This is a genomic window from Streptomyces sp. NPDC006512 (genome assembly GCF_040611935.1).
Lineage (GTDB): Bacteria > Actinomycetota > Actinomycetes > Streptomycetales > Streptomycetaceae > Streptomyces.
Map to the genome: position 1 here is coordinate 1 of NZ_JBEXPG010000040.1, position 12586 is coordinate 12586.

Genomic DNA, 12586 nt, shown 5'->3' on the forward strand with positions numbered 1-12586 from the left:
ACGGAGGTACGTCCAGTACGAGCCGCGGCCCTCCGCCTTGAGATGCACCGCACCGGACGCCGCGACCCGGCACACCTTCCCGGCCACGGCACTAGGCTTCCGCCATGCAGTCCTACACGATCGGCCAGGCGGCCCGGCTGCTGGGCGTCAGCGTCGACACCGCCCGGCGGTGGGCCGACGCCGACCGCTTCCCCACCCGTCGCGAAGGATCCCGGCGCATCGTCGACGGGCCGGACCTGGCCGCCTTCTGCGTGGAGGCCGCACGAGAGGACACGGAGGCCGAGGAAGCCCCGTACACCTCGGTGCGCAACTCCTTCCCCGGCATCGTCACCGCCGTACGGCTCGGCGACGTGGAGGCCCAGGTCGAGATCCAGGCGGGCCCGCACCGGATCGTGTCCCTCCTCACACGGGAGGCCGTCGAGGAACTCGGCCTGGAGGTGGGCGCGCGGGCCACCGCCCGGGTGAAGTCGACCGACGTCTTCGTCGACCGCGGCTGACTCCCGCGCCGGCGGGACCGGTGGCGCGGGCGGGGGTGGCCGGGGCGGCGCCGGGGCGGTGGCAGACTGGCCGCTGATCCGCCGAAGGGGAGTACGCCGTTGTCCATGTTCAGCAACCTGCGCCGGGCCGTGCGCCGCGGCTACCGGCGGGCCGTCGACCTCAGCCACCCCGCCCGTTCCCCGCTCGGCAGCGCCGTGGTCAACTGCGTCGTCTACGTGGACGGCATCCGCCAGGACGGCTGCGCGGAGGCCGAAGAGGCCCTGCGCCGGGTCCGCAAGAGCGGCGAGGGCTTCGTCTGGATCGGCCTGCACGAGCCCTCGCAGGAGGAGCTGGCCGGGCTGGCCGCGCTCTTCGGCCTGCACCCGCTCGCCGTCGAGGACGCCGTCAACGCGCACCAGCGGCCCAAGGTGGAGCGCTACGACGACACCCTCTTCGCCGTCTTCAAGACCGTGCGCTACGTCGAGCACGAGGAACTCACGGCGACCAGCGAGGTCGTCGAGACCGGCGAGATGATGGCCTTCGTCGGGGTGGACTTCGTCATCACCATCCGGCACGGCGGTCGCGGCACCCTCGGCCCGGTCCGCGAGGCCCTCGAAACCGAGCCGGAGCAGCTGGCGAAGGGGCCGGCCGCGGTGCTGCACGCCATGGCGGACCACGTCGTCGACGACTACGTGGCCGTGACGGACGCCGTGCAGAGCGACATGGACGCCGTGGAGACGGCCGTGTTCAGCGAGTACGGCGGCCGCGGCGACGCGGGCCGCATCTACCAGCTCAAGCGGGAACTCCTGGAACTGCGGCGGGCGGTCGCCCCGCTCGGCCGGCCACTCGAACAGCTGGCCACGCAGCCGATACCGGTCATCCCGCCGGAGATCCGCGCGTACTTCCGCGACGTGGCCGACCACCTGACCCGGGCCACCGAGCAGATCGGCGCCTACGACGGCCTCCTGGACTCCATCCTCCAGGCGCACCTCGCGCAGGTGACGGTCGCCCAGAACGAGGACATGCGCAAGATCACCGCCTGGGCGGCGATCGTCGCCGTCCCCACGATGGTCTGCGGCGTCTACGGCATGAACTTCGACCACATGCCCGAACTGCACTGGACGTACGGCTACCCGCTGGTCGTCGGCGTCATGGTGATCGCCTGCTTCGCCATCCACCGCGGCTTCCGCCGCAACGGCTGGCTCTGACGCCGCCGGCCCGGCCGCCCGCCCCCGCCCCCGCCCGGCGGTCGGGGGCGGGACGTCTTCAGCGGCCCAGGGCCAGCAGCATCAGCGGGGGGCTCGTCGGCTGCTCCGAGCCGCCCGCCGGCTCCAGCGTGAGGCCGACCGCCGTCGCCCGGCCCACGGGGCCCCTCAGCACGGCGGCGCCGTCCGCGCGGAGCAGCCCGGCCGGGCGCATCACGGACCCGTCGGCGAACCACAGCTGGTAGGTCCGGCCCGGCGGAGCGGCGGGCAGCCCGGAACCGAGGAAGGCCGCCCGGTCGTGCGACGCGGACACCACCACCTTCCCCGTCATGGCGGATCCCGGGCGGGTGGAGACCGTACGGGCGTCCGGCGCGGCCAGCACCTCCGTCAGGTGCTGGAGGGCGCTCGCGGTCCGCTGCGCCTGCCGGTGTTCGCGCAGCGCCGTGCCGCCGAGGACCACCGACCCCGCCAGGCAGGCCGCGAGGGCCAGCGGCAGCGCCCGGCGGCGCAGGGCCACGATGCCCCGCCGCGCCGGCGGCAGCTGGCGGACCCCGTCGATCCGGGCGAGGACCGCCTCCCGCATCCCGGGCGGGACGGGCAGGGCCACCGCCGAACCCAGCCGGGCCGCGGTCGCCGCGAACTCCCGTACGTCCTGGGTGCACAGGGCGCACCGCTCCAAGTGCCGCTCGAAGGCGTCCCGTTCGCCGTGGTCGAGGGCGTCCAGGGCGTAGGCGCCGGAGAGCGCGTGCAGCTGTTCGGCGTGCGTGCCGGTCCGGCTCATGCGGTGACCCCCATGCAGTCGCGCAGCCGGATCAGCCCGTCGCGCAGCCGCGTCTTGACGGTGGGCAGCGGGGTGTTCAGCGTCTCGGCGACCTCGCGGTAGGTCAGCCCGCCGTAGTAGGCGAGGCTGACGGCCTGGCGCTGGAGTTCGGTCAGGCCGCGCACGCAGCGGCGTACCTGTTCGCCTTCCAGCCGGGTTTCCACCTGCTCGCTCACCTCGTCGTACGGGCGGGCGTGCTCGCGCGACGCCGTGTTGCGCTCGCGGGCGGTCGCGGCCTGGGCCGAGCGGACCCGGTCCACGGCGCGGCGGTGCGCGATGGTCAGCACCCAGGTCATCACCGCGCCCTTGTCCGGGCGGTAGCGCGGGGCCTGCCGCCAGACCTCGATCAGGACCTCCTGGGCCACCTCCTCGGACTGCGCCCGGTCCCGGAGGACCTTGACGACGATGCCGAGGACCGGGCCCGCTATCGCGCCGTACAGGGTGGCGAAGGCGTCCTGGTCGCCGCGGGCGACGCGTTCCATCAGGGCCGGGAGCTCGGGCGCGGACCGTTCCCGCGGGGCGCCGAAGGGGATGGACTGCCTCACGCGCACCCCCTCCGCCCGTGCCGTGCGGGGCGCGGTCGCGGCGGTCGCGTACGGGTCATGGCGGTCCTCCGGGAGGGTGGCGGCGGCGGTCATGGAGGAGTTCGGAGCCGGGGGCGGGTGCGGATTGGTTTCTTCCGCGGATGTTTCCCGGGGGTGTTCCCGCACCCCCCGATGTCTGGTAGGAAAGTTTCCTAACGGAATCGGGAAGCCTCAACCACCGTACGGAGGCCTTGTGTTCACCCCTCACCGCAAGACGATGACGATCGGCGCCCTGCTCGGCGCGGCCCTGCTCGCGGCTCCGGCCGCGGCGCACGCCACCGCCGCCCCGGCGCCCGCCCCCGTGACGGCCGCCCCGGCCGCCGCCACCGGACTCGACGACCCGGCGAAGAAGGACATCGCCATGCGGATCGTCTCCAGCGCGGAGAACTCCTCGCTGGACTGGAAGGCGCAGTACAAGTACATCGAGGACATAGGCGACGGCCGCGGCTACACCGCCGGGATCATCGGCTTCTGTTCCGGCACCGGCGACATGCTCGACCTCGTCGAGCACTACACGCAGGTCAAGCCGGGGAACGTGCTCGCCAGGTACCTGCCCGCCCTGCGCGAGGTCGACGGCAGCGACTCGCACGCCGGCCTCGACCCCGACTTCACCGGGGACTGGGCCAAGGCCGCCCAGGACGCCGAGTTCAAGAAGGCCCAGGACCGCGAACGCGACCGGGTCTACTTCAACCCCTCCGTCAAGCAGGGCAAGGCCGACGGCGTGGGCACCCTCGGCCAGTTCATCTACTACGACGCCATCGTCATGCACGGGGACGGCGGCGACTCCACGAGCTTCCGCAGCATCCGGGGGCGCGCCCTCGCCAAGGCCAAGCCCCCGGCCCAGGGCGGCAACGAGACCGCCTGGCTGAACGCCTTCCTCGACGCCCGCGTGTGGGCGATGAGGCAGGAGGAGGCGCACAGCGACACCAGCCGCGTCGACACCGCCCAGCGGGTCTTCCTGAAGAAGGGCAACCTGAACCTCGACACGCCCCTCGACTGGAAGGTCTACGGCGACTCCTTCCACATCGGCTGACCCGCCACCGTCGGCCCCGGGGCGCCCCCTCCCCGCCCTGGCGCCGACGGGCCGCCCAACTCCCTTTGAAACCAAGGGTGGTGGCCATTTCTGATGCTCGGAAATGGCTTGGGAACGCCGCCGTGAGGGCATAACTCCGGCCCGGCCCCCTTTCCGGTGGGCGGGGCCGTCGATGCCGTCCTTAGGGGGGACTCGTGAACTACTACGTCGACGTCATCAAGCGCTACGCGGACTTCAACGGCCGATCGCGCCGCCAGGAATACTGGATGTTCGTCCTGTGCACCATCCCCGTCGTCGTCGTCCTCATGGTCGTCGACTTCCTCCTGGGGAGCTACCCGGTCCTCACCTGGATCTACAGCCTGGCCGTCTTCCTCCCGACGCTCGGCCTGAGCGTCCGGCGCCTCCACGACACCGGCAAGTCCGGATGGTGGTACCTGATCAGCCTGATCCCGTTCGTCGGATGGATCTGGATGATCGTCCTCATGGCCACCGAGGGCGACGCCGGCCCGAACCAGTACGGCGCGAGCCCCAAGGCGATCCACGCCTGAACCGCCGCGCCGCCCGGCGCCGCCGCCGACCGCCCGCGGTCGACGGCGGCGCCTTCGTCGTTCCCGCCCCGGTTCCCCCGTCCTTCCGGTCCCCGTGCGCGCGAGGGTGACACGCGTCTCGCCCCACTTGGGGCAGGGGGCTGTCCAGACCGGCCCGATCACGAGATATCTTGATGTCGAGCAATGTTGCAGACGAGAGACGCAGACTGTGGAGCGGAGCATCCGGTGACTGACTCGACCATCATCTACACGCACACTGACGAGGCCCCGGCCCTCGCGACGTATTCCTTCCTGCCTGTGATCCAGGCTTACGCGTCGACGGCCGGTGTGAATGTCGAGACCCGTGACATCTCCCTGGCCGGTCGGATCATCGCCAGCTTCCCCGAGCACCTCGAGGAGAGCCAGCGGATCGCCGACGCCCTCGCCGAGCTCGGCGAACTGGCGAAGACCCCCGAAGCCAACATCATCAAGCTTCCCAACATCTCGGCCTCGATCCCGCAGCTGAAGGCCGCGGTCGCCGAGCTCCAGGGCCAGGGCTACGCGCTCCCGGACTACCCGGACGACCCGAAGACCGACGAGGAGCGGGAGATCCGCGCCCGCTACGACAAGGTCAAGGGCAGCGCCGTCAACCCGGTCCTGCGCGAGGGCAACTCCGACCGCCGCGCCCCCGCCTCGGTGAAGAACTACGCCAAGGCGCACCCGCACCGCATGGGTGCCTGGACCTCCGAGTCGAAGACGAACGTCGCCACCATGGGCGAGAACGACTTCCGCTCCACCGAGAAGTCCGCCGTGATCTCCGAGGCCGGCACGCTCCGCATCGAGCACGTCGCCGCCGACGGCACCACCACCGTGCTGCGCGAGTCCGTACCGGTCCTCGCCGGTGAGGTCGTGGACGCGTCCGTCCTGCACGTCGACGCCCTGCGCACCTTCCTGAACGACCAGATCGAGCGGGCCAAGGCCGAGGGCGTCCTGTTCTCCGTGCACCTCAAGGCCACGATGATGAAGGTCTCCGACCCGATCATCTTCGGTCACGTGGTCCGCGCCTTCTTCCCGAAGACCTTCGCGCGCTACGGCGAGACCCTCGCCGCCGCCGGCCTGTCCCCGAACGACGGCCTCGGCACCATCCTCAACGGCCTGGCCGCGCTGCCCGAGGGCGACGCGATCAAGGCCTCCTTCGACGCCGAGATCGCCGAGGGCCCCGCCCTCGCCATGGTCGACTCCGACAAGGGCATCACCAACCTGCACGTCCCGTCCGACGTCATCGTCGACGCCTCGATGCCGGCCATGATCCGCACCTCCGGCCACATGTGGGGCCCGGACGGCGCCGAGGCCGACACCCTCGCGGTCCTCCCGGACAGCAGCTACGCCGGCGTCTACCAGGTCGTCGTCGACGACTGCCGCGCGCACGGCGCGTACGACCCGTCCACGATGGGCTCGGTGCCGAACGTCGGCCTCATGGCCCAGAAGGCCGAGGAGTACGGCAGCCACGACAAGACCTTCGAGATCGCCGACGCGGGCACCGTCCGCCTCGTCGACGCCGCGGGCACCACGGTCCTGGAGCAGGAGGTCGCCAAGGGCGACATCTTCCGCGCCTGCCAGACCAAGGACGCGCCGATCCAGGACTGGGTCAAGCTCGCCGTCACCCGCGCCCGCGCCACCGGCGTCCCGGCCGTCTTCTGGCTGGACGAGGGCCGCGCGCACGACGCGCAGCTGATCGCCAAGGTCAAGACGTACCTCGCCGACCACGACACCGACGGTCTCACCATCGAGATCCTGTCCCCGGTCGAGGCCACCGCGTACTCCCTGGAGCGCATCCGCCGCGGCGAGGACACCATCTCGGTGACCGGCAACGTGCTGCGCGACTACCTGACCGACCTCTTCCCGATCCTGGAGCTGGGCACCAGCGCCAAGATGCTGTCGGTCGTCCCGCTGATGAACGGCGGCGGCCTCTTCGAGACCGGCGCCGGCGGCTCCGCCCCGAAGCACGTGCAGCAGCTCGTCAAGGAGAACTACCTGCGCTGGGACTCGCTCGGCGAGTTCCTCGCGCTGGCCGTCTCCTTCGAGCACCTCGCGACCACCACCGGCAACGCCCGCGCCCAGGTGCTGGCCGACACCCTGGACCGCGCCACCGGCACCTTCCTCAACGAGGACAAGTCGCCGAGCCGCAAGCTGGGCGGCATCGACAACCGCGGCAGCCACTTCTACCTCGCCCTGTACTGGGCGCAGGAGCTGGCCAAGCAGACCGACGACGCCGAGCTGGCCGCCGCCTTCGGCGCCCTCGCCAAGACGCTGGCCGAGCAGGAGCAGACCATCGTCTCCGAGCTCATCGCCGTCCAGGGCTCCCCGGCCGACATCGGCGGGTACTTCCAGCCCGACGCGGCCAAGGCCTCGGCGGTCATGCGCCCGTCCGAGACCCTGAACCAGGCGCTCGCGATCCTGGGCTGAACCCCGGATCCCGGGTCACCCCGGGACGCGTGAACGCGGATCCGCCCCGGCCGGCACCACGCCCGGCCGGGGCGGACCCGTACCCGCACCCGCTCCGGATCAGGACGGGGCGGCCTCGCCGGCCACCCTGAAGCCGATGTTGCCCGCGGAGCTGTCCGGGGTGTTGCGGGTGCGGGCCGCGACGCGGTAGCGGTTGCAGTACGAGTCGTGGCACATGTGCGAGCCGCCCCGCATCGCCCGCTCCGGGCCCGCCGGCGCGAACCGGTCGGCGCACCACTCCCACACGTTGCCCACCGTGTTGTAGAGCCCGTACCCGTTGGGCCGGAACGAGGTGGCGGGAGCCGTGCCCGCGTACCCGTCGGCACGGGTGTTGTGCCGGGGGAAGTCACCGTTCCAGATGTTGCACATGTACCGCCCGTCCGGGCGGAGTTCGTCCCCCCACGGGTACCGGCGCTGCTCCAGGCCGCCGCGCGCCGCGTACTCCCACTCGGTCTCCGTGGGCAGCCGGGTCCCGGACCAGGCGCAGTACGCCTGGGCGTCGTTCCAGGACACGTGGACCACGGGATGGTTCTGGCGGGCAGCGAACGAGGAGCCGGGCCCTTCGGGCCGGCGCCAGTCGGCGCCGGAGACCGCCCGCCACCAGGGCGTTCCCGCCACGGCCGGTGAGAGCGCCGCGAGTTCGGCGTCCAGGAAGCCGGCGAAGACGAAGCTGAAGCCGAAGGACTCCGCCTCGGTGACGTGACCGGTGGCCTTCACGAACGAGGCGAACTGCGCGTTGGTGACGGTGGTCGGGGCGATGCGGAACGCCCCGACCACCGCCTCCCGGACCGGCCCCTCGCCGTCCGCCGGGAACCCGTCCGGGTCCTCGGTCCCCATCAGGAAGCGGCCGCCCGGGAGTTCGAGGAGACCGCGCGCGGCCCGGCCCGCCGCCGGGTGCGCCGCCGGCTCCCGCCGTGGCGGCGCCAGGGTGAGGGCGGCGGGTTCGCGGGCGGGGGTGCAGCAGGGCTTCGGTGGCACGGTTGTCTCCTGGGTGGGGGCCGGTACGGGGATCAGCCGGCGCGGTCGGCGGCCAGCCGGGCCGCGAGCGCCGGTATGCCGAGGGCCTGTTCCTGCTGCGGGGTGGCCTGGTGGAGCAGGTTCCGCAGCTGGTGGGGGTCGGCCGCCAGGTCGTAGTACTCGCGGAAGGTGACCTGTCCGGTGCCGGAGACCGCCCCCGTCGCGTCGGTGTGCAGGTCGTAGTACTCCGTGTACTGCTTGTCCTTGGCCACGTACGAGGCCCAGGTGTGCGGCCCGGTGCCGCCCGCGCCCTGCTTCCACCACTGGACCAGGAGGTGGTCGCGGGAGGCCGTGCCCAGCAGGGACCGGCCGTCCTGTCCGGCGGGCCGGGCGATCCCGGCCGCGTCGAGGATGGTGGGCGCGATGTCGATGTTGGCGACGATCCGGCCGTCGGTGGTTCCCGAACCGAGGCCGCCGGCCGGCCAGGACAGGTAGAAGGGCACCTCGTGGGCGGGGGAGTAGGGCACGGACTTCTTCAGCCAGCCGTGGTCGGCCCAGGTGTAGCCGTTGTCCCCGGTGAAGATGACCAGCGTGTTCTCCAGCTGCCCGGTCGCCGCCAGCCGGTCGCGGATCGCCTGCACGGTGTCGTCCACCGACAGCAGGCTGCGCAGCTGGCGGGTGCGCAGCTCCCGCGCGTCGTCGAGGGTGGCCGTGGCGTCACGGATGTACGGGGGCTTGTCGGAGCGGTCGGCCTCCGGGACGGACGGGCGGCCGTTCCAGGCGGGCACGGGGGTCTCGGCGTACTTGGGGGCCGGGACGTTCGGCGCGTGGGAGGCGTACGGGGTCACGTACGCGAACCACGGGCGGGTGTCGGTGGCCGCCTTGTCGAGGAAGGCGAGGGTCTTCTTCCTGATGATGTTGGTGGTGTAGCCGTCGATCCGCCGCACGGTGCCGTCGACGTTCCAGCGGGCGTCGTTGTAACCGGGCTGGAGCAGCGCCCACTCCTCGAAGTGCGGCGGATTGTCCTCCAGCGCCCAGGAGTTGAGGTACTTGCCGAACAGGCCGGTGCGGTAGCCGGCCTGTGCCAGGTGGCGCTGCACGGTCGTGGACTGGTCGAGGCTGTGCGAGGCGGCGTTGTTGCGGACGCCGTGGTGGTGGGCGTGCTTCCCGGAGAACACGGACGAACGCGAGGGCGCGCACAGCGGGGTCGCGGAGTGCCCGTGGGTGAAGGTGACGCCCTGGCCGCCGAGCCAGGCGATGGTCTGGGGGAGGGCCCACTCGGTGTGCTTGGGGTGGTCGTCGGTGACGATCAGCAGGACGTTGGGCCGGGCGGCGGCCGTCCCGGGGCCGGCCGGGGCCGCCTGCGCGAGGGCGGCCGGGCCGGCGGCGGAGGCGGCCACGGCGGCCGCGCCGGCGAGGAAGCCGCGCCGTCCGACCGCGCCGGCGCGGGGCGGGCTGACGCGGGGCGTGCCGGACCGGGGCGTGCTGGGGTGCTCGCTCACGAAGGGTCTCCTGTACGTGCGGGGCAAGGTGACGTACGTACGGGGGCTCACGGCCGGCCGTGGCCGCCGAAACCCGCAGGTCAGACCCTAGGATCCGGGGCCGCTCCACTCAATGGACCCGGTATGTCAGTGCTGTGGCGGCCGTGTGCCGCGCGTGTGCCGGGCATGTGACGCGTGTGCCGGGCGGGTGGGTGCGCGCGGCGGTCAGAGCCGGTGCACCCGGCCCTGGCCGACGGCCAGGGGGTGGCGTCCGGCGGCCAGGACCCGTAGTCCGGGCGCGACGGCGAGGAGCCCGCGCAGCCACTCCAGGGCCCACGGGCCCAGCCGGTCGCAGTCGTCGAGCACGAGGAGCATGTCCCGTTCCGCGAGCCACGAGGCGGCGTTCGCCGTCCCGCAGGGCAGGAAGGGCATGCCGGGCAGGCAGCCGAGCGCGTCCACCAGTTCGCGGACGCTTCCGTCGGGCCCGGCGGTGACGACGGCGGTTCCGTCGCAGAAGTTCGACGAGAGCCGGCGTGCGACGTCCCGGACCAGCAGGCTCCGCGGTTCGCGGAACCGGCCGGTGACGGTGAGCACCCGGCCCCGTCGTACGGCGGTGAGCAGGACGGACAGCTCGGTGGACGTGGCCGGCAGTGTTCCGGCGGATCCGGCCCGGCCGGACGGTGTGGATTCCCCCATCGGCACGATGCCCCCCATTGCATGCGTGACCAGGTGCGGCCACAGGGATGCTTCGAGCCGCATGACGACGATTATGCGCCAATTCCAACGCATGACCAGGGGAATGTCGCATTCCGTACAGGCCCGTGCGGACCGGTACCCGCCGCCCCGCCGAGGGCGCCTCGGGGCGGGCGGGCCGCGCTGACGGGCCCGGTCCGTACGTGCCCCCGGTCGGCCGGATGGCGGAGTGCGCGTAGACGACGGACGCGGCGGTGCCGGGCGCCGCGCGGGGGCGGCCCCGGCGGGGGCCGGACCTCCGCGAAGCCGCACGCCGGACCGCGGTGCAAAGCGTTGCGGATGCGTGCGCGCGACCCCGGGCACGCGCCACCGCTCCGGTGCGCCAAGGCCGCGGCGGCCGGGGAGGCGTGAGCCCCGGCAAAGCGGTCGGCGTAGTTCCCGTGGTCCCGGTGACGTACGTGCCGGGCCCGGGCTCGTGGCGAACGGTTGTCCGGGCGCCGGGAATCGGCTCTACTGCTGTGCAGCCCCGTCGGCGGGGCATATTCCAGGGAGGGGCCCCACGATGAGAGCGGACCGGCGAGCGGACCGGCGCACGGACGGGCGGGCGCGGCCCTTAGGGCACCGGCGGCGCCGCGGCCGGCGCGGGCTCAAGGCCCTGCTGGCCCTCCTGCTGTCCGCCTTCTTCCTCGTCGGCGTCTGCGCCGCCACCGGCATCGCCTGGGACCCCTTCGCGGCCGGCGCCGCCCGGCAGCGCTCGGCGCCCGACATCAACGTGCCCTGGTCCACCGGGCCCGGCGGCCCCGCCACCCCCGACGCCTCCGCCACGCCGGCGCCCGGACCGAGCGCGACCCCGGGGGACGGCGGCGACGGGCCCGAGGTCCCCGGTACCGGCGGGGGGCAGGCCGGCCGAGGCGAAGCGCGCCCCGCCGGCGCCCTCCCCTTCGACCTGCCGCAGCCCGCGGCCCTGCGCTCGGGCGACGCGGGCCGCAAGCTGGTGTTCGCCCACTACTTCACCCCGTACCCGCTGTCCCTGGACAACGCGAGCGCCGACGGCGACTACTACACGCGCAACTACCTGAACCCGGACGGCGAGAGCGGCAAGCACGAGCGCTACGGCGGCCTGCTGCGCGACCGCCCGCTGCCCGTCCAGCCCAAGGAGGGCAACTGGGAGCTGGCCAACCTCCGCCAGGAGGTGCGCACCGCCCGCGACGCCGGCATCGACGGTTTTACCCTCGACATGCTCTCCCTCACCGGGAAGAACTGGGAACGGTCCAACCTCCTGATGGAGGCGGCCCGTTCGGTCGACCCCGGCTTCAAGATCATGCTGATGCCGGACATGACCTCGCTGAAGACCGACGACCCCGCCGTCCTCGCCGACGCCGTCGCCGCCCTCGGCAAGGCCCCCGCCGCGCACCGCCTCGCCGACGGCCGGCTGGTCGTCGCCCCCTTCAAGGCCGAGGCCAAGGACGTGGCCTGGTGGACCCGGGTCATCGACACCCTCCGCTCGAAGCACGGCATCCGCACCGCGTTCGTCCCCCTCTTCCTCGACTTCGGCGCGCACAACGGCGAGTTCGCCCCGATCAGCTACGGCTTCTCCGAGTGGGGCAGCCGCTCGTACGTTGGCCAGGAGAGCTCCACCCGCGACGTCGCGCGGGCCCACGACATGGGCAAGATCTGGATGCAGCCGGTCTCGGTGCAGGACGCCCGCCCCAACCAGGGCGTCTACGACGAGGCCGGCAACACCGCGACGCTCCGCTCCACCTGGACGCACGCCATCGACGACGGCGCCGACTGGGTGCAGCTGACCACCTGGAACGACTACTCGGAGGGCAGCCAGTTCGCGCCCTCCCTGCACAACGGGCACACCTACCTGGACCTGACCTCGTACTACCTGACCCGGTTCAAGACCGGCGACTGGCCGAAGATCGTCCGGGACACCCTGTACCTGACCTCCCGCACCCAGTTCGCCTCCGCCGACCCGGCCGGCGACCAGTCGCTGGTGATGAACCTGCGCAAGGGCAGCGCCGCCCCCCGGGACACGGTGGAGGTCCTCAGCTTCCTGAAGGAGGCGGCGACGGTCCGTACGGCCGTGGGCCCCGCCAAGGGCGAGCACCGGGCACCGGCCGGCCTCCACGCCGAGCTGCTCCCGCTGAAGCCGGGCACCAGCTCGGCGGAGGTGACCCGGGGCGGCAAGGCCGTCACGGAGGTGGAACTGCCGTACCCGGTGGAACACGACGTGCAGGTCCAGGACCTCCAGTACTACGCGGCGACCAGCGGGCGCGGCGCGTAGGGCACGGCTCCCGT

11 protein-coding genes are annotated in these 12586 nt (G+C 72.8%); 6 read left to right on the plus strand and 5 right to left on the minus strand.

All coding sequences use genetic code 11. The features are described 5' to 3' along the window. Positions 1 to 104: 104 nt before the first annotated feature. Together ABZZ17_RS25900 and corA are read left to right on the plus strand one after the other, a co-directional pair. Positions 105 to 497, plus strand: a complete 393-nt coding sequence (locus tag ABZZ17_RS25900) for a TOBE domain-containing protein (RefSeq protein WP_356879002.1) — start codon at positions 105 to 107, stop codon at positions 495 to 497. 105 nt (positions 498 to 602) lie between these two features. Continuing rightward, positions 603 to 1685, plus strand: a complete 1083-nt coding sequence (gene corA / locus ABZZ17_RS25905; RefSeq protein WP_356879004.1) for a magnesium/cobalt transporter CorA — start codon at positions 603 to 605, stop codon at positions 1683 to 1685. A 58-nt stretch (positions 1686 to 1743) separates the two neighbouring features. Here corA and ABZZ17_RS25910 read toward each other — a convergent pair whose 3' ends face one another. Together ABZZ17_RS25910 and sigK are read right to left on the minus strand one after the other, a co-directional pair. After that, positions 1744 to 2463 carry an anti-sigma factor gene (locus ABZZ17_RS25910; protein ID WP_356879006.1) on the minus strand — a complete coding sequence of 240 codons (720 nt, stop codon included), beginning with the start codon at positions 2461 to 2463 and terminating at the stop codon, positions 1744 to 1746. Then, complete coding sequence (gene sigK / locus ABZZ17_RS25915; RefSeq protein ID WP_356879132.1) at positions 2460 to 2984, minus strand: ECF RNA polymerase sigma factor SigK; 525 nt, start codon at positions 2982 to 2984, stop codon at positions 2460 to 2462. The genes ABZZ17_RS25910 and sigK overlap by 4 nt, the downstream gene beginning before the upstream one ends. A 319-nt stretch (positions 2985 to 3303) precedes the next feature. On the opposite strand from sigK, the gene ABZZ17_RS25920 reads away from it, so the two are divergent. The 3 genes from ABZZ17_RS25920 (at position 3304) to ABZZ17_RS25930 (ending at position 7112) form a co-directional block, all read left to right on the plus strand. Then, positions 3304 to 4119 carry a chitosanase gene (locus ABZZ17_RS25920; protein ID WP_356879134.1) on the plus strand — a complete coding sequence of 272 codons (816 nt, stop codon included), beginning with the start codon at positions 3304 to 3306 and terminating at the stop codon, positions 4117 to 4119. A gap of 194 nt (positions 4120 to 4313) precedes the next feature. Then, a complete protein-coding gene (locus tag ABZZ17_RS25925) occupies positions 4314 to 4667 on the plus strand; it encodes a DUF805 domain-containing protein (RefSeq protein WP_356879008.1) in 354 nt (117 codons plus the stop codon). A 225-nt stretch (positions 4668 to 4892) separates the two neighbouring features. Continuing rightward, positions 4893 to 7112: an NADP-dependent isocitrate dehydrogenase gene (locus ABZZ17_RS25930; RefSeq protein WP_356879010.1), complete on the plus strand. Its 2220-nt coding sequence runs from the start codon at positions 4893 to 4895 to the stop codon at positions 7110 to 7112. A 99-nt stretch (positions 7113 to 7211) separates the two neighbouring features. Here the strand turns inward: ABZZ17_RS25930 and ABZZ17_RS25935 are convergent, their stop codons facing one another. The 3 genes from ABZZ17_RS25935 to ABZZ17_RS25945 all read right to left on the minus strand — a co-directional run bounded on the left by ABZZ17_RS25935 (position 7212) and on the right by ABZZ17_RS25945 (position 10348). After that, on the minus strand, positions 7212 to 8078 hold the full coding sequence (locus ABZZ17_RS25935; RefSeq protein WP_356879136.1) for a formylglycine-generating enzyme family protein: 867 nt from the start codon (positions 8076 to 8078) through the stop codon (positions 7212 to 7214). 83 nt (positions 8079 to 8161) lie between these two features. Next, on the minus strand, positions 8162 to 9610 hold the full coding sequence (locus ABZZ17_RS25940; protein WP_356879012.1) for a sulfatase: 1449 nt from the start codon (positions 9608 to 9610) through the stop codon (positions 8162 to 8164). A 204-nt stretch (positions 9611 to 9814) separates the two neighbouring features. After that, positions 9815 to 10348, minus strand: a complete 534-nt coding sequence (locus ABZZ17_RS25945; RefSeq protein WP_356879014.1) for a hypothetical protein — start codon at positions 10346 to 10348, stop codon at positions 9815 to 9817. 496 nt (positions 10349 to 10844) lie between these two features. Here ABZZ17_RS25945 and ABZZ17_RS25950 point away from each other — a divergent pair, with 496 nt between their 5' ends. Then, the gene (locus ABZZ17_RS25950; RefSeq protein ID WP_356879016.1) at positions 10845 to 12572 is read left to right on the plus strand and encodes a glycoside hydrolase family 71 protein; all 1728 of its coding nucleotides are present in this window, start codon (positions 10845 to 10847) and stop codon (positions 12570 to 12572) included. The last annotated feature ends 14 nt before the right edge of the window (positions 12573 to 12586 follow it).

Coding starts and splice junctions, on each gene's coding strand:
- ABZZ17_RS25900 (WP_356879002.1), top strand. CDS start 105: ATGCAGTCCTACACGATCGGCCAGGCGGCCCGGCTGCTGGGCGTCAGC.
- corA (WP_356879004.1), top strand. CDS start 603: ATGTTCAGCAACCTGCGCCGGGCCGTGCGCCGCGGCTACCGGCGGGCC.
- ABZZ17_RS25910 (WP_356879006.1), bottom strand. CDS start 2,463: ATGAGCCGGACCGGCACGCACGCCGAACAGCTGCACGCGCTCTCCGGC.
- sigK (WP_356879132.1), bottom strand. CDS start 2,984: ATGGAACGCGTCGCCCGCGGCGACCAGGACGCCTTCGCCACCCTGTAC.
- ABZZ17_RS25920 (WP_356879134.1), top strand. CDS start 3,304: ATGACGATCGGCGCCCTGCTCGGCGCGGCCCTGCTCGCGGCTCCGGCC.
- ABZZ17_RS25945 (WP_356879014.1), bottom strand. CDS start 10,348: ATGCGGCTCGAAGCATCCCTGTGGCCGCACCTGGTCACGCATGCAATG.
- ABZZ17_RS25950 (WP_356879016.1), top strand. CDS start 10,845: ATGAGAGCGGACCGGCGAGCGGACCGGCGCACGGACGGGCGGGCGCGG.